General features: G+C 71.7%; 19 protein-coding genes, 1 tRNA gene and 1 pseudogene. 18 read left to right on the top strand and 3 right to left on the bottom strand.

What is annotated here, in order from left to right; genetic code table 11:
- The first annotated feature begins 22 nt into the window (after positions 1 to 22).
- The 16 genes and pseudogenes from rpe (at position 23) to DEI82_RS04350 (ending at position 18,562) form a co-directional block, all read left to right on the top strand.
- Positions 23 to 679, top strand: coding sequence for a ribulose-phosphate 3-epimerase (rpe, locus tag DEI82_RS04425; protein WP_111035903.1), 657 nt, complete (start codon positions 23 to 25; stop codon positions 677 to 679).
- Positions 680 to 684: 5 nt separating this feature from the next.
- Positions 685 to 948, top strand: coding sequence for a phosphoribosyl-ATP diphosphatase (locus DEI82_RS04420; RefSeq protein WP_111013262.1), 264 nt, complete (start codon positions 685 to 687; stop codon positions 946 to 948).
- Positions 949 to 1,015: 67 nt separating this feature from the next.
- Positions 1,016 to 1,855: an ATP phosphoribosyltransferase gene (gene hisG, locus DEI82_RS04415; RefSeq protein ID WP_111035902.1), complete on the top strand. Its 840-nt coding sequence runs from the start codon at positions 1,016 to 1,018 to the stop codon at positions 1,853 to 1,855.
- 14 nt (positions 1,856 to 1,869) lie between these two features.
- Positions 1,870 to 2,631, top strand: coding sequence for an imidazole glycerol phosphate synthase subunit HisF (hisF, locus tag DEI82_RS04410; protein ID WP_111035959.1), 762 nt, complete (start codon positions 1,870 to 1,872; stop codon positions 2,629 to 2,631).
- An 8-nt stretch (positions 2,632 to 2,639) separates the two neighbouring features.
- Positions 2,640 to 3,023, top strand: a pseudogene (hisI, locus tag DEI82_RS04405) (phosphoribosyl-AMP cyclohydrolase); the annotation flags it as partial.
- Between the two features lie 163 nt (positions 3,024 to 3,186).
- Positions 3,187 to 4,671 (top strand): anthranilate synthase component I, encoded by a 1,485-nt coding sequence (locus DEI82_RS04400; RefSeq protein ID WP_111035958.1) that lies wholly within the window; start codon positions 3,187 to 3,189, stop codon positions 4,669 to 4,671.
- Positions 4,668 to 5,378: a Trp biosynthesis-associated membrane protein gene (locus DEI82_RS04395; protein WP_111035901.1), complete on the top strand. Its 711-nt coding sequence runs from the start codon at positions 4,668 to 4,670 to the stop codon at positions 5,376 to 5,378. The genes DEI82_RS04400 and DEI82_RS04395 overlap by 4 nt, the downstream gene beginning before the upstream one ends.
- Positions 5,365 to 5,601, top strand: coding sequence for a DUF6704 family protein (locus DEI82_RS04390; RefSeq protein WP_111009141.1), 237 nt, complete (start codon positions 5,365 to 5,367; stop codon positions 5,599 to 5,601). The genes DEI82_RS04395 and DEI82_RS04390 overlap by 14 nt, the downstream gene beginning before the upstream one ends.
- A 28-nt stretch (positions 5,602 to 5,629) precedes the next feature.
- Complete coding sequence (gene trpC / locus DEI82_RS04385) at positions 5,630 to 6,403, top strand: indole-3-glycerol phosphate synthase TrpC (protein ID WP_111035957.1); 774 nt, start codon at positions 5,630 to 5,632, stop codon at positions 6,401 to 6,403.
- A 46-nt stretch (positions 6,404 to 6,449) separates the two neighbouring features.
- On the top strand, positions 6,450 to 7,664 hold the full coding sequence (gene trpB / locus DEI82_RS04380; protein ID WP_111009140.1) for a tryptophan synthase subunit beta: 1,215 nt from the start codon (positions 6,450 to 6,452) through the stop codon (positions 7,662 to 7,664).
- On the top strand, positions 7,661 to 8,491 hold the full coding sequence (trpA, locus tag DEI82_RS04375) for a tryptophan synthase subunit alpha (RefSeq protein WP_111009139.1): 831 nt from the start codon (positions 7,661 to 7,663) through the stop codon (positions 8,489 to 8,491). Before trpB ends, trpA begins: the two co-directional genes overlap by 4 nt.
- Before the next feature lie 31 nt (positions 8,492 to 8,522).
- The gene (gene lgt, locus DEI82_RS04370; RefSeq protein ID WP_111013265.1) at positions 8,523 to 9,515 is read left to right on the top strand and encodes a prolipoprotein diacylglyceryl transferase; all 993 of its coding nucleotides are present in this window, start codon (positions 8,523 to 8,525) and stop codon (positions 9,513 to 9,515) included.
- 268 nt (positions 9,516 to 9,783) lie between these two features.
- On the top strand, positions 9,784 to 14,358 hold the full coding sequence (gene gltB / locus DEI82_RS04365; protein WP_111035900.1) for a glutamate synthase large subunit: 4,575 nt from the start codon (positions 9,784 to 9,786) through the stop codon (positions 14,356 to 14,358).
- An 80-nt stretch (positions 14,359 to 14,438) separates the two neighbouring features.
- Positions 14,439 to 15,896 (top strand): glutamate synthase subunit beta, encoded by a 1,458-nt coding sequence (locus DEI82_RS04360; protein WP_111035899.1) that lies wholly within the window; start codon positions 14,439 to 14,441, stop codon positions 15,894 to 15,896.
- A gap of 102 nt (positions 15,897 to 15,998) precedes the next feature.
- Positions 15,999 to 17,444, top strand: a complete 1,446-nt coding sequence (gene pyk / locus DEI82_RS04355; protein ID WP_111009135.1) for a pyruvate kinase — start codon at positions 15,999 to 16,001, stop codon at positions 17,442 to 17,444.
- Positions 17,445 to 17,473: 29 nt separating this feature from the next.
- Complete coding sequence (locus DEI82_RS04350; RefSeq protein WP_111009134.1) at positions 17,474 to 18,562, top strand: VIT1/CCC1 family protein; 1,089 nt, start codon at positions 17,474 to 17,476, stop codon at positions 18,560 to 18,562.
- A 73-nt stretch (positions 18,563 to 18,635) separates the two neighbouring features.
- Here the strand turns inward: DEI82_RS04350 and DEI82_RS04345 are convergent, their stop codons facing one another.
- Together DEI82_RS04345 and DEI82_RS04340 are read right to left on the bottom strand one after the other, a co-directional pair.
- Positions 18,636 to 19,175 (bottom strand): HdeD family acid-resistance protein, encoded by a 540-nt coding sequence (locus DEI82_RS04345; protein ID WP_181435102.1) that lies wholly within the window; start codon positions 19,173 to 19,175, stop codon positions 18,636 to 18,638.
- A gap of 123 nt (positions 19,176 to 19,298) precedes the next feature.
- A complete protein-coding gene (locus tag DEI82_RS04340; protein ID WP_111035956.1) occupies positions 19,299 to 20,027 on the bottom strand; it encodes a VIT1/CCC1 transporter family protein in 729 nt (242 codons plus the stop codon).
- 94 nt (positions 20,028 to 20,121) lie between these two features.
- On the opposite strand from DEI82_RS04340, the gene DEI82_RS04335 reads away from it, so the two are divergent.
- Positions 20,122 to 20,203: transfer RNA gene (locus DEI82_RS04335), tRNA-Leu, on the top strand.
- A gap of 100 nt (positions 20,204 to 20,303) precedes the next feature.
- Positions 20,304 to 20,909: an ANTAR domain-containing response regulator gene (locus DEI82_RS04330; RefSeq protein WP_111009132.1), complete on the top strand. Its 606-nt coding sequence runs from the start codon at positions 20,304 to 20,306 to the stop codon at positions 20,907 to 20,909.
- A gap of 27 nt (positions 20,910 to 20,936) precedes the next feature.
- On the opposite strand, the gene DEI82_RS04325 is transcribed toward DEI82_RS04330, so the two are convergent.
- Positions 20,937 to 21,281, bottom strand: a complete 345-nt coding sequence (locus DEI82_RS04325; RefSeq protein ID WP_111009352.1) for a PaaI family thioesterase — start codon at positions 21,279 to 21,281, stop codon at positions 20,937 to 20,939.
- Between the last annotated feature and the right edge of the window lie 93 nt (positions 21,282 to 21,374).

The following is a 21,374-nucleotide window of genomic DNA, read 5'->3' as shown; positions in this document are numbered from 1 at the left end:
GCGCTCCCGGTACGCTCGTCGCGTGACGATCCGCATCGCGCCCAGCATCCTGTCCGCCGACTTCGCCAACCTCGAGCGGGAGCTCGGGCGGATCGCGACGGCGGACATGGTGCACGTGGACGTCATGGACAACCACTTCGTGCCGAACCTGACGATCGGTCTGCCCGTCGTGACGCGGCTGCAGCAGGTCTCGCCCGTCGCGCTCGACGTGCACCTCATGGTCTCCGACGCCGACACCAACGCACCGAAGTACGCCGAGACGGGGGCGGCCAGCGTGACGTTCCACATCGAGGCCGCGACGGATCCCGTGGCCACCGCGGCGGCGATCCGGAGCAACGGCGCTCGCGCGGCCGTGGCGGTCAAGCCCGGGACGGACATCGCGCCCGTGCTCGACCACCTCGACGCGTACGACATGGTGTTGCTCATGACCGTCGAGCCGGGATTCGGCGGTCAGGCGTTCATGCCGCAGGTCATGCCGAAGCTCGCCGCCGCCCGCGCGGCGGTCGCGGCGTCCGGTCTCGACGTGTGGCTCGAGGTCGACGGCGGCATCGCGCTGGACACGGTCGAGGAGGCCGTGTCGAACGGCGCCGACACCCTCGTCGCCGGCTCGGCCGTCTACGGCGGGGACCCGGCTGAGCGGATCGCGGCCCTGCGGGCGGCTGCGAGCCGGGTAGCCTGATCGCCGTGAAGACGTTCGATGACCTGTTCGCCGAGCTGTCCGAGAAGGCACGGACGCGTCCCGCGGGGTCGGGGACGGTCGCCGAGCTCGACGCCGGCGTCCACCAGATCGGCAAGAAGATCGTCGAGGAGGCCGCCGAGGTGTGGATGGCCGCCGAGTACGAGGGCGACGTGCGGACCGCCGAGGAGATCTCCCAGCTCCTGTACCACCTGCAGGTCCTGCTCGTCGCGAAGGGCCTGACCCCCGAGGACGTCTACGAGCATCTGTGAGCCGCGCCGGTGACCCACCGGCGGCCTCCCCGATCACCCGAGCCGCTCCTCCAGAAAGCGAGACCCGATGCTCCGCGTCGCCGTGCCCAACAAGGGATCCCTGTCCGAGACCGCGACCGACATGCTGCGCGAGGCGGGCTACGCCGGCCGGCGTGACCCGAAGGCGCTCCACCTCGTCGACGAGCGCAACGGGGTCGAGTTCTTCTTCCTCCGCCCACGTGACATCGCGACCTACGTCGGCTCCGGCGCGCTCGACGTCGGGATCACGGGACGCGATCTGCTGCTCGACAGCGGTTCGACGGCCTCGGAGATCGAGGAGCTCGACTTCGCGGATTCCACGTTCCGGTTCGCCGGGCCGCCCGGACGCTTCACGGAGTTGACGGACCTCGAGGGCGTGCGTCTGGCGACGAGCTACCCGGGGCTCGTCGGCGACTTCCTCGCTCGGCACGGGGTGACCGCGGTCCTCGTGAAGCTGGACGGCGCGGTCGAGAGCGCCGTGCGGCTCGGTGTCGCCGACGCGGTGGCCGACGTCGTCTCGACGGGGAGCACGCTGCGCGCCGCGGGACTCGAGATCTTCGGGCCGGTGATCCTCGAGTCCACCGCCGTGCTCGTGACGACGGACGAGTCGATCGAGGGCATATCCGTGCTGCGACGACGGCTCCACGGTGTGCTGGTGGCCCGGAGCTACGTGATGCTCGACTACGACATCCCGTCCGTGCTCCTGCCCCAGGCCACGGCGATCGCGACCGGGATCGAGTCACCGACCGTGTCGCCCCTGCACGACCCCACGTGGTCGGCCGTGCGCGTCATGATCCCGCGGGCCGACACGAACCCGATCATGGACGCCCTCTACGAACTCGGTGCGCGCGCGATCCTCGTCAGCGCGATCCACGCCGCGCGACTGTGAGCGGGAGCACGGGCATGTCGGTCGCGGTCCGGGTGATCCCGTGCCTCGACGTCTCGGCGGGCCGGGTCGTCAAGGGCGTCAACTTCCTCGACCTGCAGGACGCCGGCGACCCGGTCGAGCTGGCGGCGCGGTACTACGAGCAGGGCGCGGACGAGCTCACGTTCCTCGACGTGTCGGCGACCGTCGAGGGCCGCGCGACCATGTACGAGACCGTCACCCGGACGGCCGAGCAGGTGTTCATCCCGCTCACCGTGGGTGGTGGCGTCCGCAGCGTCGACGACGTCGCCCGTCTCCAGCAGTGCGGCGCGGACAAGATCGGCGTCAACAGCGCGGCGATCGCCCGACCGACACTCGTCGGCGAGATCGCGGACCGCTTCGGAGCCCAGGCCGTCGTGCTGTCGCTCGACGTCAAGCGCGCCGATCGCATGCCCTCGGGGTTCGTCGTGACCACGCACGGCGGTCGGCGCGAGACCGACATCGACGCCCTCGCCTGGGCACGGGAGGCCGTGGAGCGTGGCGCGGGCGAGCTGCTCGTCAACTCGATCGACGCCGACGGCACGAAGGCGGGCTTCGACCTCGAGCTCGTCGCCGCCATGCGCGCCGTCGCCCCGGTGCCGGTGATCGCGTCGGGAGGCGCGGGTGCGCTCGAGCACTTCGCGCCCGCGATCGACGCCGGGGCCGACGCGGTCCTCGCGGCCAGCGTGTTCCACCGAGCCGAGATGACCATCGGCGACGTCAAGGACGCCCTGCGCGCGGCCGGACACGCCGTACGCTGATGGACGACATGGCCGACAGCACCAGCACCGCAGTACCGTCCCCCTCGTCCACCGAGGCGGTCCTCGACCGCGCCCGCTTCGGGGCCGACGGCCTCCTGCCCGCCGTCATCCAGGAAGCCGTCACCAAGGACGTCCTCATGCTCGGGTACATGGACCGGGAGGCCCTCCGCCGGACCCTGACGGAGGGTCGCGTCACCTTCTGGTCGCGGTCCCGGCAGGAGTACTGGCGCAAGGGCGACACCTCGGGGCACGCGCAGTTCGTCCGAGCGGCGGCGTTCGACTGCGACGCCGACACGATCCTCGTCACCGTCGACCAGATCGGCGCCGCGTGCCACACCGGTGCGCACCGGTGCTTCGACGTCGACCCGCTCGCACCGGTCGTGGGCAGCGCCGAGGGCACGGCCGGCACCGCCGTGGCCCGCACCGCCGCAGCCGGTGGCGACGCGGCCGACGTCGACGCGAGGGAGGCGACCGGTGCCTGAGGCGACCATCCCGGGCACCGAGGCGGCACCCGTCGACCACCCGCACACGACCGCGCGCGCGGAGTTCGACGCCATGCTCGACGGCCACCGCGTCGTCCCGGTCGTACGAGCGCTCTTCGCGGACAGCGAGACGCCCGTGGGCGTCTACCGGAAACTGGCAGCGGGGCGTCCGGGGAGCTTCCTGCTCGAGTCCGCGGGCCAGGGCGGACTCTGGTCGCGCTGGTCGTTCGTCGGGGTCCGCAGCTTCGGCGTCCTGACGCAGGACGGTACCGAGGCGCGGTGGATCGACACGGGCATCGACGCGGAGCGCGCGGTCGGATCGCTCGAGGGCGCGCCGCTCGACGTGCTCGCACGACTGCACGAGCGGTGGGCGACCCCGCGGCTCGCGGGCATGCCGCCGCTCGTCGGGGGCACCGTCGGGTTCATCGGATGGGAGGCCGTCCGTCAGCTCGAGCACCTCCCGGACGCGCCACCGGCCGAGTTCACGGTACCGGGCCAAGCGATGGCGTTCGTCTCCGAACTCGCGGCGATCGACCACCGGACCGGACTCGTGCTCCTCGTGGCGAGCGCCCTCAACGACGGCGCGGACGACCCCGACGCCATGTGGGCGGATGCGCAGGCGCGGCTCGACCGTCTCCAGCGCGACCTCGTGCAGCCGTCGACGGCCACGGTGGCCGAGGCCTTCGACGTGGCGGCGCCGTCCCCGTCCGCTCGCTCGACCCCCGAGGAGTACGCGGCGGCGATCGAGCGTTCGAAGCGTTTCATCCGGGACGGCGACGTGTTCCAGGTCGTCATCTCGCAGCGGTTCGACCAGCCCGTCACAGCCGACCCGCTCGACGTCTACCGCGTGCTCCGGACGCTCAACCCGAGCCCGTACATGTACTTCCTCAGTCTCGCGGACACGAGCGACGAGCCGTACTGGATCGTCGGTGCCTCGCCGGAGGCCCTGGTGCGGGTCGAGGACGGTCGCGCCATGACCCACCCCATCGCCGGCTCCCGGCCTCGCGGTCGCACCACCGAGGAGGACGTGCGTCTCGCCGACGAACTGCTCCTCGACCCGAAGGAACGGGCCGAGCACCTCATGCTCGTCGACCTCGCGCGGAACGACCTCCAGAAGGTGTGTCTGCCCGGCACCGTCGCCGTCACCGAGTTCATGCAGGTCGAGCGGTTCAGCCACATCATGCACCTCGTGTCGAGTGTCGAGGGGACGATCCGCCCCGGGGCGAGCGCGATCGACGTGTTCCGCGCGACGTTCCCGGCAGGCACGTTGTCGGGTGCGCCGAAGCCGCGTGCGCTCGCGATCATCGACGAGCTCGAACCCGCCCAGCGGGGCGTGTACGGCGGCGTCGTCGGCTACTTCGACTTCGCGGGCTCGGCGGACGTGGCGATCGCCATCCGCACGGCGCTGATCCAGGGCGGGGTCGCCCGCGTGCAGGCGGGTGCGGGGCTCGTCGCCGACTCCGACCCGGCCACCGAGCACGTGGAGGCCCAGAACAAGGCCGCGGCGCCGCTGCGCGCCGTCGCGACCGCGAACGCCATGCGGGCGGTCCGGTCGTGAGGCGCTCACGCCCGCTCGTCGTCCTCGCCGGTCTCGCGGTCGCGGGCATCGTGCTCCTGTCCTGGACGCAGACCTGGTTCACGGCGCACCTCGACGCCACGAGCGCGACGGCGAGCACGGTGACGGCGGACGGCTCCGTCGTGCCCTACTCAGCCCTCGCGATCGCCATGTTGGCCCTGTCGATCGCCCTGACCATCGCGGGGCGCGTGCTCCGCGTCGTGCTCGCGGTCGTCGAGGTGCTGCTCGGGATCGCGGTCGTCGTGACGGGGATCGGCCGTCTGAGCGATCCCGTGGTCGCCGCGCAGTCCGCGATCAGTGGTGTCACCGGCGTGCAGGACGTCCCCGCGATCCGCTCGATCGTACGGAGCATCGACGTCACCCCGTGGCCGTACGTCGGCATCGCGGGTGGCGTGCTCGCCGTGGCGCTCGGCCTGCTCGTGCTCGTCGTCCAGCGGTCCTGGCCCGGCCCGAGTCGCCGGTACGGGGGCACTGGACGGGTGCCGGCGGCCGACGCGCCGCGGGATGCCATCGTCGACTGGGACGACCTCAGCGCGGGCGTCGACCCCACGGCTGCCGGGACCTCCACCGCCGGGGTCGACGGGGTGGCCGCCGCTGACGGGACGGCGGAGGACCGCACGGTAGGATCGGGGGAGCGTCGCACCGAGGACGACGCACCGGACCACGAGGAGCACCGTGAGCAACACTGAGCCCGCAGAACTCGGCGAGGGACACTCGCCCGCCGCCTGGACGGCCGTGATCATCATGCTGGTCGCCTTCGCCATCGGCGTCATCTGCTTCTGGTTCAGCATCGCGTGGGCGGTCTGGGCGTCCGCCGGACTCCTCGTCGTCGGGCTGATCCTCGGCGGCGTGCTCGCGAAGCTCGGGTACGGCGTCAACGGCCCGAAGTACGTCACGCGCACCCACGAGTGACCCGATGACGGCCGAGCCGACCACCGATCTGCTCGCGGGGCTCGTGGCGGGAGCGCTGGAGGACGCCGCGGCGCGACGGCTCGACCGTCCCGCGGCGGACGTCGAGCGCGACCTCGACCGCGTGTCGTCGCCGCGCGACGCGCTCGCGTTCCTCGCTCCCGGCGACCGCGTGCACGTCATCGCGGAGGTCAAGCGGGCCAGCCCCTCGCGCGGGCCGCTCGCCGAGATCGCCGATCCAGCCGAGCTCGCGAGCCGGTACGAGGCCGGCGGCGCCAGCGCGATCAGCGTCCTGACCGAGGGGCGCCGGTTCCGGGGGAGCCTCGCCGACCTCGAGGCCGTCCGGGCCCGGGTGGCCGTCCCGGTGCTGCGCAAGGACTTCATCGCCGATCCCTACCAGGTGCTCGAGGCGCGGGCGTCGGGCGCCGACATCGTGTTGCTCATCGTCGCCGCGCTGGACCAGCCCCGGCTCGTCGAACTCCACACGCTCGTCGAGCAGCTCGGGATGCGGGCACTGGTCGAGGCCCACTCGGCGGACGAGGTCAGCCGCGGGCTCGACGCCGGGGCGCGCATGCTCGGTGTCAACGCCCGCGACCTGACCGATTTCTCGCTCGACCGCGACCTCTTCGGGCGCCTCGTCGGTGCGGTGCCGGATGGTGTGGTCCGCGTGGCCGAGTCCGCCGTTTCGTCGCCCGCCGACGTCGCCCACTACCGCGCCGCGGGCGCCGATGCCGTGCTCGTCGGCGAGGCCCTCGTGACCGGTGACGACCCGGCGGCGACGCTCGCTGCGTTCCGCGTCGTCTAGAACCCATCCGCCGGGCCCGCCCGGACCCTCCTCACCGGAGCACCACGTGACCCACCTCCGCGACCTCCATGGTCCGTACTTCGGCGACTTCGGCGGACGGTTCGTCCCCGAGTCGCTCGTGTTGGCGCTCGACGAACTCGAGCAGGCCTTCCGCGCCGCCTGGGCGGATCCGGCGTTCCACGCCGAACTCGACGCCCTGCAGCGCGACTACACCGGCCGCCCGTCGATCATCACCGAGGTCCCGCGGTTCGCCGAACACGCCGGTGGTGCCCGGGTGGTCCTCAAGCGCGAGGACCTCAACCACACCGGGTCGCACAAGATCAACAACGTGCTCGGGCAGGCGCTCGTGGCCAAGCGGCTCGGCAAGACCCGGCTGATCGCCGAGACCGGGGCGGGCCAGCACGGCGTCGCCACCGCCACCGCCGCCGCGCTGTTCGGCATGGAGTGCGTGGTCTACATGGGTGCCGTGGACACGGAGCGCCAGGCGCTCAACGTCGCGCGCATGCGGTTGCTCGGGGCCCAGGTCGTCGCCGTCGAGACCGGTTCGCGCACGCTCAAGGACGCCATCAACGAGGCTCTGCGGGACTGGGTGGCGAACGTCGACACCACGCATTACCTGCTCGGCACGGTCGCCGGCCCGCACCCGTTCCCCGAGATGGTCCGTGAGTTCCACAAGGTGATCGGCGAGGAGGCCCGTGCCCAGGTCCTCGAGCTCACCGGGCGCCTGCCCGACGCGGTCGCGGCGTGCGTCGGTGGCGGGTCGAACGCGATGGGCATCTTCGAGGCGTTCCTCGACGACGAGTCCGTGGCGCTGTACGGCTTCGAGGCGGGTGGCGAGGGCGTGCAGAGCGGACGGCACGCGGCGAGCATCACCCTCGGCCGGTCGGGCGTCCTCCACGGGGCGAAGTCCTACCTCATGCAGGACGACGACGGGCAGACGATCGAGAGCCACTCGGTGTCCGCCGGCCTCGACTACCCGAGTGTCGGCCCGGAGCACGCTCACCTCGCTGCGATCGGGCGCGCCACCTACGAGCCGATCACCGACGTCGAGGCCATGGACGCCTTCCGGCTGCTGACGCGCACGGAGGGGATCATCCCGGCGATCGAGTCGGCCCACGCGCTCGCGGGCGCGGTGAAGCTGGGGGCGCGGCTCGGCCCCGACGCCATCGTCCTGGTGTCGCTGTCCGGGCGCGGGGACAAGGACGTCGCGACCGCCAGCCGCTGGTTCGGGCTCATCGACGAGGGAGCGGAGCAGCTGTGAGCACCACGACGTCGCGGTCCGTGCGCGCCGCCATCGACACCGCGAACGCCGAGCGTGCCGGGGCGGTCGTCGGCTACCTCCCCGCGGGGTTCCCGGACCTGCCCACGAGTGTGGCGGCCGCGGTGGCCCTCGCCGAGAACGGGGTCGACGCGATCGAGCTCGGCCTGCCGTACTCCGACCCGGTCATGGACGGCCCGGTCATCCAGCGCGCGACCGAGACGAGTCTCGCGAACGGCTTCCGCGTGGCGCACGTCTTCGACGCCGTGCACGCGATCACCGAGCGGGCCGACGTCCCGGTCCTCGTCATGACGTACTGGAACCCGGTGCTGCGCTACGGCGTCGACCGGTTCGCGGACGACCTCGCCGCCGCGGGCGGGTCCGGGCTCATCACGCCCGACCTCATCCCGGACGAAGCAGGCGAGTGGATCGCCGCGTCCGAGCGCACCGGCGCCGACCGCGTGTTCCTCGCCGCGCCGTCCTCGTCCGACGACCGCATGCGCCAGGCCGTCGAGGCGAGCCGGGGCTTCGTGTACGCCGTGTCCACCATGGGCGTGACGGGTGCTCGTTCGGGCGTCGACGCCGCTGCGCGCTCGGTCGTGTCGCGCCTGCGCTCCGCGGGGGTCGAGCGCACCTGCGTCGGTCTCGGGATCTCGACCGCGGAGCAGGTGTCGGAGATCCTCGCCTACGCGGACGGCGCGATCATCGGTTCGGCGTTCGTCCGGGCCCTGCAGGACGAGGGCGTCCGCGGCGTCGGCCGCCGCGCTGCCGACCTGACCCGTGGCGCTACAGTGATCTCCGACGACGGCCCGGCCTCGCCGGTCGTCTGACGGAACAGCGACGAAAGGCGTACGCCCCTCCATGCTTCCCCTGAGCATCCCGAGCCCGAGCACGGCCTGGCAGTACTTCGACCTGACGAACTGGCTGGACCGGGTCTTCGGGTGGTCCTTCCCACTCGACTTCCGGATCCACGCCTACGCCATCTGCATCCTGCTCGGGATCGTCGCCTGCGTCGTCATCACCGACCGTCGGCTGGTGCGTCGCGGCGTCGAGAAGTGGGTCATCGTCGACATCGCGATCGGCGCGGTCCCGCTCGGCATCATCGGCGGGCGCGCCTACCACGTGTTCACCCACGTCGGGGACTACTTCGGGCCGGGCATCGCATGGTGGGAACCGTTCGCCATCTGGGAGGGCGGGCTCGCCATCTTCGGCGCCCTGATCGCCGGCGCCCTCGGTGCCTGGTGGGCCTGCCGGTACGTCGGGCTCCGGTTCACCACCTTCGTCGACGCCGTCGCGCCCGGGCTGCTCGTCGCTCAGGCGTTCGGCCGGCTCGGCAACTACTTCAACCACGAGCTCTTCGGCATGCCGACGAACCTGCCCTGGGGGCTCCAGATCGAGCAGTCGAACCCCGCGTACCCGGTCGGTCTGCCGGCCGGGACGCTGTTCCACCCGACGTTCCTCTACGAGATCATCTGGAACCTCGTCGGGTTCGCGGTCATCATGCTCATCGACCGGCGCTTCCACCTGCAGTGGGGCCGCGTGCTCGCGCTCTACCTGATCTGGTACGGCGCGGGGCGGTCGGTGCTCGAGTCGATCCGGGTCGACACGAGCGAGACCTTCTTCGGAGTCCGCACGAACGTCTGGGCCGCACTCGCGGCGATCGTGCTCGGCATCGTCATCTTCGTCGTGCAGACCCGGCGACACCCGGGTACCGAGCCCAGCGGGTACCTGGCCGGTCGCGGTCCGCGCGCGGCCAGCAGTGTAGGATCTGACGACACCTACTCGGAGTCCGACGACGAACCGCTCGTCGTCACCGATCCGGAACCGGTCGCCACCGCCGCCGACCGCAGCTAGGGCACACCCGAGCTGAACTCCGACCGACCGCGGCAGAGCCGTGGTCCGACGACATCACGTCCACAGCAACTCGTGATGTCGTCCGGGTCCCGCGCGGGACCCGACCGTCGTAGGGTCACCACAAGTGGCCCGACACCTCGCACGCCGCCCGGAGCACCGTCACGGGCGGCTGTGCCCGGGCACACGCCTCGCCGCTCGGCGACGTACCACCGGGTCCAGTCGACCGCTCGACGTCCCAGTTCCCCATCTCCTCGTGAGGACGGTTCCCATGGCGCTCCTGCCACCCCACCAGCGTTTCAGCGCGGTCCCGGCCGCCGTCGGCGCGTACGACCCGGAGAACGAGAAGGACGCCTGCGGTCTGGCCATGGTCGCCACGCTCCGCGGAACGCCCGGTCACGACATCGTCGACGCGGCGCTCGGTGCCCTCCGTCACCTCGAACACCGCGGTGCCATCGGCAGCGACGCCGGCACGGGTGACGGCGCGGGGATCCTCTGCCAGGTCCCGGACGCCTTCCTCCGCGAGGTCGTGCCGTTCGCGCTGCCCGACGCGGGCGGGTACGCGGTGGGTACGGCGTACCTCCCGACCAACGTGGACGCGCGCGCCGCCGTCAAGGCCGCGATCGAGGCCGTCGCGGCGGACGAGGGGCTCCGGGTCCTCGGTTGGCGTGAGGTGCCCGTGCGCCCGGACGAGCTCGGCACGCTCGCGCGAGCTGCCATGCCGGCGTTCGAGCAGTGCTTCGTCGCGAGCGAGCGCCACGACGAGGACGGCACGCCGCGGTCGGGCATCGCGCTCGACCGACAGACCTTCCGCCTCCGCAAGCGGATCGAGCGCGACCAGGACGTGTACTTCATGTCGCTGTCGAGTCGGACCATCGTCTACAAGGGCATGGTCACGACCCTCCAGCTCGAGCCGTTCTACCCCGACCTGAGCGACGAACGGTTCGCCTCGAAGCTCGCGATCGTGCACTCGCGCTACTCGACGAACACCTTCCCGTCCTGGCCACTGGCGCAGCCGTTCCGGATGATCGCGCACAACGGCGAGATCAACACGGTGCGCGGCAACCGCAACTGGATGCGCGCACGGCAGTCGCAGCTCGAGAACGAGCTCCTCGGCGACATGGCGCCGTTGCTGCCGATCGTCAGTCCGGCCGCGAGCGACTCGGCGTCGTTCGACGAGGTCGTCGAACTCCTCAGCCTGTCGGGCCGATCGCTGCCGCACGCCGTGTCGATGATGGTGCCCGAGGCGTGGGAGAACCGTGCGGACATGGACCCCGACCTCCGGGCGTTCTACGAGTACCACTCCATGCTCATGGAGCCGTGGGACGGCCCCGCCGCCATCACGTTCACCGACGGCTCGCTGGTCGGTGCGACGCTGGACCGCAACGGCCTCCGGCCGGGTCGCTTCCTCGTGACCGACGAGGGCCTCGTCGTGCTCGCGAGCGAGACGGGTGTCATCGACGTCCCGGCCGAGCGGGTCGTCCGGAAGGGGCGCCTGCGGCCGGGCCGGATGTTCCTCGTCGACACCGAGGCCGGGCGCATCATCGAGGACGACGAGGTCAAGCGTGAGCTGGCCGCCTCCGGGCCGTGGGCCGCGTGGCTGGCCGCGGGCCGGATCAACCTCGAGGACCTGCCGGACCGCGAGCACGTCGTGCACACTCCGGCGTCCGTGACCCGACGGCAGCGTGCCTTCGGGTACACGGAGGAGGAAGTCCGGATCCTGCTGCGTCCGATGGCGCAGACGGGAGCCGAACCCCTCGGCGCCATGGGGTCGGACACGCCCATCGCGGTGCTGTCGGAGCGACCCCGGTTGCTGTTCGACTACTTCACCCAGCAGTTCGCGCAGGTGACGAACCCGCCGCTCGACTCGATCCGCGAGTCCGTCGTGACGAGCATGGGACTCGGGCTGGGCCCGGAGCGCAACCTCCTCGACGCGACGCCGGAGCACGCGAAGCAGATCGTCCTGGACTTCCCGGTGATCGACAACGACCAGCTCGCCAAGATCGAGCACTTCGAGACCGAGTCCGGCCGGCAGCTCACCGTCACGGTCAAGGGGCTCTACCGCGTCGACGCGGGCGAGCAGGCGATGCAGACGCGCATCCGCGGGATGCTCGACGAGGTCGACGCCGCGATCGAGGCCGGCAAGCAGTTCATCGTGCTCTCCGACCGTGACGGCACCGTGGACCTCGCGCCCGTTCCGAGCCTGCTCATGCTCGCGGCCGTGCACCACCACCTCATCCGGACCGAGCAGCGGATGAAGGTCGGTCTGATCGTCGAGGCCGGCGATGTCCGCGAAGTCCACCACGTCGCGACCCTCATCGGGTACGGCGCGTCCGCGATCAACCCGTACCTCGCGATGGAGACCTGCGAGAACCTCGTCCGGTCGGGGATGCTCCCCGGCATGACGCCAGAACAGGCCGTCAAGAACGTCATCAAGGCGCTCGGCAAGGGCGTGCTCAAGATCATGTCGAAGATGGGCATCTCGACGGTGTCGAGCTACGCTGCGGCGCAGGCGTTCGAGGCCGTCGGACTGAGCCAGGAGTTCGTCGACGAGTACTTCACCGGCACGTCGTCGATCCTGGGCGGGGTCGGCATCGAGGTCATCGCCCGTGAGAACGCCGAACGGCACGCGAGCGCCTACCCGCAGGACGGTGCGGTCAGCGCACACGAGCGCCTGGCCACGGGTGGTGAGTACCAGTGGCGCCGCGAGGGACCGCCGCACCTGTTCAACCCCGAGACGGTGTTCCGGCTGCAGCACGCCACCCGCGCCCGCCGGTACGACATCTTCCGCGAGTACTCGTCCGCGGTCGACGACCAGGCCGAGCAGCTCATGACCCTGCGCGGACTCTTCTCGTTCCACAAGGGACTCCGCCCGCCGGTGCCCCTCGACGAGGTCGAGCCCATCGAGTCGATCGTCAAGCGGTTCAACACGGGTGCGATGAGCTACGGCTCCATCTCCCGGGAGGCCCACGAGACACTCGCGATCGCCATGAACCGGCTCGGCGGACGCTCGAACACGGGTGAGGGCGGGGAGGACGTCGAACGACTGCTCGACCCCGAGCGCCGGAGCGCGATCAAGCAGGTCGCCTCGGGGCGCTTCGGCGTGACGAGCATGTACCTGACGCACGCGACGGACATCCAGCTCAAGATGGCGCAGGGTGCGAAGCCGGGCGAGGGCGGCCAGCTCCCGCCGGCCAAGGTCTACCCCTGGGTGGCGCGCACCCGCCACGCCACCGCCGGTATCGGCCTCATCTCCCCGCCGCCGCACCACGACATCTACTCGATCGAGGACCTCAAGCAGCTCATCTTCGACGTCAAGCGAGCGAACCCGTCCGCGCGCGTGCACGTCAAGCTCGTGAGCCAGTCGGGCATCGGTGCGGTCGCGGCGGGGGTCACGAAGGCACTCGCCGACGTCGTGCTCGTCTCGGGCCACGACGGCGGCACCGGCGCGAGCCCGCTCAACTCGCTCAAGCACGCGGGGACGCCCTGGGAGATCGGCCTGGCCGAGACCCAGCAGACGCTCATGCTCAACAAGATGCGCGACCGCGTCGTGGTCCAGGTCGACGGTCAGATGAAGACCGGGCGTGACGTGGTGGTGGCCGCACTGCTCGGGGGCGAGGAGTACGGGTTCGCGACGGCACCGCTCGTCGTCGAGGGCTGCATCCTCATGCGGGTGTGCCACCTCGACACGTGCCCGGTCGGCGTCGCGACGCAGAACCCGGAGCTCCGCAAGCGCTTCACGGGCAAGCCGGAGTTCGTCGTGAACTTCTTCGAGTTCCTGGCACAGGAGGTCCGCGAGTACCTCGCCGAGCTCGGGTTCCGCAGCCTCGAGGAGGCGATCGGGCACACCGAGGTCCTCGACGTCGACCGCGCCGTCGAGCACTGGAAGGCCTCCGGGCTCGACCTCGCCCCGGTCCTGCGCGGGCCGGAGTTCGCCGACGACGAGCCGCGCCGGAACCTGCGCGAGCAGGACCACGAGCTGGACGCCCACTTCGACAACGGGCTCATCCGCGCCGCGACCGACGTCCTCGAGCACGGCGGCCACGTCGCGCTCGACCTGCCGGTCCGGAACACCGAGCGCGCGGTCGGGACCATGCTCGGGCACGAGGTGACGGTGCGACACGGTGAGAACGGCCTCCCGGCCGGCGCGATCGAGGTGACGCTCCGCGGATCCGCCGGGCAGTCGCTCGGCGCGTTCCTGCCCTCGGGCGTCCGCATCCGGCTCTTCGGCGACAGCAACGACTACGTCGGCAAGGGGCTCTCCGGCGGCGAGATCGTCGTCCGCCCCACCGAGGGTGCCGGGTTCGCGGCCGAGGAGAACGTCATCGCCGGCAACGTCATCGGATACGGCGCCACGCAGGGGTCGATGTTCATCCGCGGGATCGTCGGCGAGCGGTTCCTCGTCCGGAACTCGGGCGCCACGGCCGTGGTCGAGGGCGTGGGCGACCACGCGCTCGAGTACATGACCGGCGGTCTCGCACTGATCCTCGGCGCGACCGGCCGCAACCTCGGCGCCGGCATGTCGGGCGGCACGGCGTACGTCCGCGGGCTCCGACCGGAGGACGTCAACCAGGACGCCCTCGCGTCCGGCGAGCTCGTCCTGTCGTCGCTCGACAGCGCGGACGCCGAGATCGTCACCGATCTGCTCGAGCGTCACGTGGCCGAGACCGATTCCGGGCTGGCCCGGTCGATCCTGGCCGAGGACCCGGACCTCACCGCGTTCGTCAAGGTGCTCCCGCGCGACTACGCTGCCGTCCTCAAGACCCGCCAGACCGCGGTCGACGAGGGGCTCGACCCCGACGGCGACGTCGTCTGGAACCGCATCCTGGAGGTCACCGGTGGTTGAGCGCACCCGGATCCGATCCGTCCCACCCACGGGGTCCGTCCGACCCCGATCGACCCGCACGTCACCGGAGGTGATGACCCGTGGCTGACCCGAAGGGCTTCCTCAAGGTCCAGGAACGCGAACTGCCGCCCCGTCGGCCCGTGCCGGTGCGGCTCATGGACTGGAAAGAGGTCTACGAGCAGCAGGAACCGGGCGCGCTCCGGCGCCAGGCCGGCCGCTGCATGGACTGCGGCGTGCCGTTCTGCCACCAGGGCTGCCCCCTCGGGAACCTCATCCCCGAGTGGAACGACCTCATGTGGCGCGGCGAGGGCCGACAGGCGATCGAGCGCCTGCACGCGACGAACAACTTCCCGGAGTTCACCGGGCGGCTGTGCCCGGCACCGTGCGAGGCCGCGTGCGTGCTCGGCATCAACCAGCCACCGGTGACGATCAAGCAGGTCGAGGTCTCGATCATCGACCAGGCGTTCCAGAACGGGTGGGTGACGCCGCACCCGCCCGAGCGACTCACGGGCAAGACGGTCGCGGTCGTCGGGTCGGGTCCCGCGGGACTCGCCGCCGCGCAGCAGCTCACCCGCGCCGGGCACACCGTCACGGTGTACGAGCGTGACGACCGGATCGGCGGCCTCCTGCGCTACGGCATCCCCGACTTCAAGATGGAGAAGCGGCAGATCGACCTCCGTCTGCAGCAGATGCAGGCAGAGGGCACCCGGTTCCGCGCGGGCGTGGAGATCGGCGTGGACATCAGCTGGTCCGACCTGAAGAGCCGGTACGACGCCGTCGTGGTCGCCACGGGCGCGACGGTCCCGCGCGACCTGCCGATCCCGGGCCGGGACCTGTCCGGCGTCCACTTCGCCATGGAGTACCTCGTGCAGCAGAACCGCACCGGTGCCGGCACGGTGGTCGACAACCAGATCACGGCGGAGGGCAAGCACGTCGTCGTGATCGGTGGCGGTGACACGGGCGCGGACTGCATCGGCACCGCCCACCGGCAGGGCGCCATCAGTGTGACGAACCTGGCGATCGGCAAGCAGCCGCCGCTCGAGCGTCCGTCGGACCAGCCCTGGCCGATGTTCCCGACGGTGTTCGAGGTCTCGAGCGCGCACGAAGAGGGCGGCGAGCGTCGGTACCTCGCCTCGACCGTCGAGTTCCTGGCGAACGAGGCCGGCGAGGTGCGGGCCCTCCGGGTCGCGGAGACCGAGTACCTCGACGGCCGCCGTGTGCCGAAGTCGGGGACCGAGCGTGAGATCCCCGCGGACCTCGTGCTCATCGCTATGGGCTTCACCGGACCGGAACGCGACACGCTCGAGCCGCAGCTGGGCCTCCCGTTCGCGCCGTCCGGCGCCCTCGAGCGGGGCGCCGACTACACGACCAACGAGCCCGGGGTGTTCGTCGCCGGTGACGCCGGTCGCGGGCAGTCCCTCATCGTCTGGGCGATCGCGGAGGGCCGCGCGGCGGCCGCCGAGGTGGACCGCTACCTCGAGGGATCCACTCGCCTCCCGGCCCCGGTCCGTGCGATCGACCGCGCGATCAGCGTCTGACGGAGCGGCACCGGCCGGTAGGCTGCCGGTGGCCGGTCGTCCGGCCGGGACCGCCCGTGCGGGCGCCACCGCAGCACGACATCCACCACACGAAGGACACCATTGAGACGCGCAAAGATCGTTTCGACGCTCGGACCGGCGACCTCGGACTACGAGACCGTCAAGGACATCATCCAGGCGGGCGTCGACGTGGCCCGGCTGAACCTCAGCCACGGTGACTACAGCGTGCACGAGGCGAACTACGAGAACGTCCGACGTGCGGCGGACGACCTCGGCAAGCCCGTCGCGGTCCTCGTCGACCTGCAGGGCCCGAAGATCCGCCTCGCGCGGTTCGCGGACGGCCCCCACGAGCTCGCGGCCGGCGACGTCTTCACGATCACCACCGAGGACGTCCCCGGCTCGAAGGACGTGTGCGGGACGACCTTCAAGGGGCTCCCACAGGACGTCAAGCCCGGCGACCCGCTCCTCATCGACGACGGCCGTGTCCGCCTCCGGGTGCTCGACTCGGACGGCGTCCGCGTGCGCACCGAGGTCGTCGTGCCCGGGACGGTGTCGAACAACAAGGGCATCAACCTCCCCGGCGTCGCCGTGAACGTCCCCGCGTTGAGCGAGAAGGACGAGGCCGACCTCCGCTGGGCGATCCGGCAGGGCGCCGACCTCATCGCGCTCTCGTTCGTCCGCAACGCCGCCGACGTCGAGCGCGCCCACGAGATCATGGACGAGGAGGGCAAGCGGCTCCCGGTCATCGCGAAGGTCGAGAAGCCGCAGGCCGTGGACGCGCTCGAGGAGATCATCGACGCCTTCGACGCGATCATGGTCGCGCGCGGGGACCTCGGTGTCGAGCTGCCGCTCGAGGCCGTGCCGATCGTGCAGAAGCGCGCCGTCGAGCTGTCCCGCCGCATGGCGAAGCCCGTCATCGTCGCCACGCAGATGCTCGAGTCGATGATCTCGAGCCCCATCCCGACGCGCGCCGAGACCTCGGACGTCGCGAACGCGGTCCTCGACGGCGCGGACGCGGTCATGCTCTCGGGCGAGACGAGCGTCGGCGAGTACCCGGTGGAGACGGTCCGCACCATGGCCCGCATCGTCGAGTCGACCGAGGACCACGGCCTCGAGCGGATCGCGCCGCTCGGCACGAAGCCCCGCACCCTCGGCGGTGCGATCACCCTCGCCGCCGTCGAGATCGCGGAGTTCACCGAGGCGTCGTACCTCTGCGTCTTCACGGAGTCCGGCGACTCGGCTCGCCGCATGTCCCGGCTCCGCCACGGTCTGCCGATCATCGCCTTCACCCCGAACGAGGCGACGCGACGCCGCATGGCGCTGACGTGGGGCGTCCGCTCGTTCCTGGTCGAGCGCATGACGCACACCGACGAGCTCTTCCCGCAGGTCGACGACCTCCTCATCGGGCACGGCCTCGCCAAGCCCGGCGACCGCGTCGTCGTCACGGCCGGTTCGCCTCCCGGGCTGCCGGGGTCGACGAACGACCTCCGCGTGCACCGCGTCGGCGACGCCCACGCGGAGGCTGCTCCGGCCTACGTCCGCAACTGACCGCCGGATCCGAACAGGAGGCACGGGGCGTGGTCTCGACGTCGACCGACGGTCGCGCGCGACGTCCGCCGACCGAGCTCCGGCGCTGGCGCCGGTACCTCGCCGACGAACGCGCCGAGGCGTCGGTCTACCGGAACCTGGCCGCGCGGCGGTCCGGTGAGGAGCGGGACATCCTGCTCGCCCTCGCCGAGGCCGAGGGGCGCCACGAGCAGCACTGGCTCGAGCTGCTCGGCGACGACGTGGGGCGTCCCCTCCGTGGCGATCTGCGGACCCGGATCCTCGCGGGCCTCGCGAAGCGCTTCGGTTCGGTGTTCGTGCTCGCGCTGATGCAGCGCACCGAGGACCGGTCCCCGTACGGGGCGGACGTCGACGCCTCGGCGGCGATGGCGGCGGACGAGCGCATCCACGGCGAGGTCGTGCGCGGTCTGGCGAACCGGGGGCGACTCCGTCTGTCCGGCACCTTCCGGGCCGCGGTGTTCGGCGCGAACGACGGCCTGGTGTCGAACCTGGCGCTCATCATCGGCATCGGCGCGTCCGGCGCCGACCAGCACGTCGTGTTGTTGAGCGGCGTGGCGGGGCTGCTCGCCGGTGCACTCTCCATGGGGGCGGGGGAGTACGTGTCCGTGCGGTCGCAGCGCGAGCTGCTCGACGCCTCCGCTCCGCATCCCGAGGCCGGCCAGGCCGTGGTCGACCTCGATGTCGACCAGAACGAACTCGCGCTCGTCTACCGAGCGCGCGGGATGGACGAGGCCGCGGCGGCGCAGCACGCCCACGAGGTGCTCACCGGACTCCGGCAGACGTCGGAGACGGGGGCCGTCGGCACGGTGGAGCACGAGGCGGTCGGGAGCGGGCTGAGCGCCGCGATCTCGAGTTTCCTGTTCTTCGCGTCGGGGGCCGTGGTCCCCGTCCTCCCGTACCTGTTCGGACTCGGGGAGTGGTCCGCCGTCGCGGTCGCCGCGGTGCTGGTCGGCATCGCGCTGCTCGTGTCCGGGGCGGTCGTCGGTGTGCTCTCCGGTGCGTCCCCCGCACGGCGCGCCCTGCGGCAGCTCGCGATCGGGTACGGTGCGGCGGCGGTGACCTACCTGCTCGGGTTGCTGTTCGGGACCGCCGGCATCTGACCGTCCGGGTGGTCCGGTCCCCGGCCGTCCTCCCGCCGGCACGTTCCGGCGCGGGACGCACGGTGCCGTGGCGTCATCCGCGGATGGCGGCGCGTGGCGGGACGAGCAGCAGCGCCGCGATGCCGACGACGACGAGGACGATGCCGGCGAGGACGACGAACGCCGCCAACGCGAGTCCGGGTGCGACCAGGACCGCCACACCGGCGAGGATCGACAGCGCACCGCTCACCGCACTCGGTCCGCGCGACGAGCCCGGGTGACCGACGACCGCGCCGACGAGTGCCGCGACACCCTCGACGACGAACCCGATCCCGCCGAGCGTCGCCAGGACGACGAGCGGGGCCGCCGGGTCGAGCAGGCAGACGAGCCCCGCGGCTGCCACGAACACGCCACCGACGATCGACACCCAGCGCCAGACCCGGTGCGTGCCCCGGCCGATCGCCGCCGAGGCCACCCGCAGGACCCCGGCGACGACGAGATCGACGCCGAACAGGAGTGCGAGCACGACGAGCGTCGGGCGTGGCCACAGGATGCCGACACCGCCGAGCACGATCGCGACGACCGCGGTGGTCACCACGAACACGCGGAAGGTCCGGACCGCACGTGTGTCCACGTTGGCTGTCCCTCTCCGTCGGGTCCCGGGCTCGGGGTCGGATCCGGGTTCCGGGCAGACGGTACCGATCGGGCGGGCGCCGCGCTCAGCGGGTGTTCAGCGAGCCGACGGAGGACCTCGCGATCATCCGCCGACGTGCGGGCCGAGGAGCAGTCCGGCGGCGTAGGTCGCTGCGAGCGCGAGGGCCCCGCCGACCACCACCCGCACCGTCGCGCGGCCGCGGGCCGCGCCGCCGAGGGTCGCCCCGGTCGCGCCGGTCACGGCGAGGGCGAGGAGCACGGCGACGATCGTCGCGGGCACCCGAGCACCGGCTGGCGGGATCAGGATGGCGAACAGGGGCAACAGGGCGCCGACCGTGAACGTCGCCGCCGAGACCCACGCGGCGCGCCACGGGCTGACCATGTCGGCTTCCTCGTCCGCGAGGGCGATGGCGGCGCGTCGACGTCGCACCTCGGGACGCACGAGCTCGGCCGCGATCGACGCTGCGGTGTCGGGGTCGACGCCGAGGGCGGCGTAGTGACCGGCGATCGCGCCGGCGTCCTCGGCCTCTGCCGCGCGCTCCGCTTGGCGTGCGGCCAGTCCGGTGCGCTGTGCGTCCCGCTGGCCGCTGACCGAGACGTACTCGCCGAGGGCCATCGAGATGGCGCCTCCGACGAGTCCGGCCGTGCCGGCGGCGGCGATCGCTCCGGTCGACGCGCCGGCACCCGCCACGCCGACGACGATCGCCGCGACGGACACGATCCCGTCGTTCGCACCGAGGAGGCCCGCCCGGAGCCAGTTGAGTCGACCGGCGCTCGTCGCGTCGTCGACGGCGCTCGTCTCCGGGAGGGCGAGATCCGTTGCGTGCGACATGCAGGAATGGAACCACCACCGGACCTGCGCCGCCAGCATGGACAGGCTTGCCTCACCTGGTGCGGTCCGGCCCTCCTGCTAGCCTGAGCAGGACGCGAGTGTGGTGGAATCGGCAGACACGGGGCACTCAAAATGCTCTGCCTCACGGCGTGCGGGTTCGAGTCCCGCCACTCGTACCGACGGCGCCCGGCAGGATCACCGGTCGCCGGAACGACGTCGCCTGCTGACCGTCCCGGGACTCCGGGAGGGCCGGGATGGGCATAGTAGGATTGCCGCGTGAGTGACACAGAAGCAACCCCCACCGCACCCCGTCGCGTCGTCGTCGCGGAGGACGAGTCGCTCATCCGCCTCGACATCGTCGAGATCCTCCGGGACAACGGCTTCGACGTGGTCGGCGAGGCCGGCGACGGCGAGACCGCTGTCGCGCTCGCCACGGACCTGCGGCCCGACCTCGTGATCATGGACGTCAAGATGCCGCAGCTCGACGGGATCTCCGCGGCCGAGCGGCTGTCGAAGAACCACATCGCGCCGGTCGTGCTGCTGACGGCCTTCAGTCAGAAGGAGCTCGTCGAGCGTGCGACCGAGGCCGGTGCCCTCGCATACGTCGTGAAGCCGTTCACGCCGAACGACCTGCTGCCCGCGATCGAGATCGCGCTCTCTCGGCACCAGCAGATCATCACACTCGAGGCCGAGGTCGCCGACCTCGTCGAGCGGTTCGAGACCCGCAAGCTCGTCGACCGCGCGAAGGGGCTCCTCAACGAGAAGATGGGCCTGACGGAGCCCGAGGCCTTCAGGTGGATCCAGAAGGCCTCGATGGACCGGCGGCTCACCATGCACGACGTCGCCAAGGCGATCATCGAGCAGCTCAGCGTCAAGAAGTAGCGCGACCGGCCAGCGGCGCGGCGTCGTTCAGGCGTCGCGGAGCAGGTTGGTGATGCGGACCGTCGAGCAGCGTCGCCCCTCGTCGTCGGTGAGCACGATCTCGTGCGTGCACAGGGTGCGGCCGAGGTGGATCGCGGTGCACGTACCCGTGACGACGCCCGTCGTGGCGCTCCGGCTGTGTGACGCGTTCAGCTCGATGCCGACCGCGATGCGCCCGGGGCCGGCGTGGACGGTCGCCGCCATCGAGCCCAGGCTCTCGGCGAGGACCACGAACGCCCCGCCGTGCAGCAGCCCGACCGGCTGACGGTTGCCCTCGACCGGGATCGTGCCGACGGCGCGCTCGGCGCTCAGCTCGAGGATCTGCATGCCCATCTTCTCGGCGAGTTCACCGATCCCGCGCTGGTCGTACCGCTCGACGCCCTCGGGGGAGCCGGTGATGGTCGGGCTGTCGGTCACTCGTGGCCT

The sequence above is a fragment of the Curtobacterium sp. MCBD17_019 genome (assembly GCF_003234555.1).
Lineage (GTDB): Bacteria > Actinomycetota > Actinomycetes > Actinomycetales > Microbacteriaceae > Curtobacterium.
Note: the sequence above shows the minus strand (reverse complement) of the source record. Positions and strands in the feature narration are given on the sequence as shown.

What these genes read in the sequence shown, in the direction of transcription:
- DEI82_RS04400 (WP_111035958.1), top strand. Translation starts at nt 3,187, where the DNA reads ATGCTCGACGGCCACCGCGTCGTCCCGGTCGTACGAGCGCTCTTCGCG.
- lgt (WP_111013265.1), top strand. Translation starts at nt 8,523, where the DNA reads ATGCTTCCCCTGAGCATCCCGAGCCCGAGCACGGCCTGGCAGTACTTC.
- hisF (WP_111035959.1), top strand. Translation starts at nt 1,870, where the DNA reads ATGTCGGTCGCGGTCCGGGTGATCCCGTGCCTCGACGTCTCGGCGGGC.
- hisG (WP_111035902.1), top strand. Translation starts at nt 1,016, where the DNA reads ATGCTCCGCGTCGCCGTGCCCAACAAGGGATCCCTGTCCGAGACCGCG.
- gltB (WP_111035900.1), top strand. Translation starts at nt 9,784, where the DNA reads ATGGCGCTCCTGCCACCCCACCAGCGTTTCAGCGCGGTCCCGGCCGCC.
- DEI82_RS04325 (WP_111009352.1), bottom strand. Translation starts at nt 21,281, where the DNA reads ATGGGCATGCAGATCCTCGAGCTGAGCGCCGAGCGCGCCGTCGGCACG.
- DEI82_RS04340 (WP_111035956.1), bottom strand. Translation starts at nt 20,027, where the DNA reads ATGTCGCACGCAACGGATCTCGCCCTCCCGGAGACGAGCGCCGTCGAC.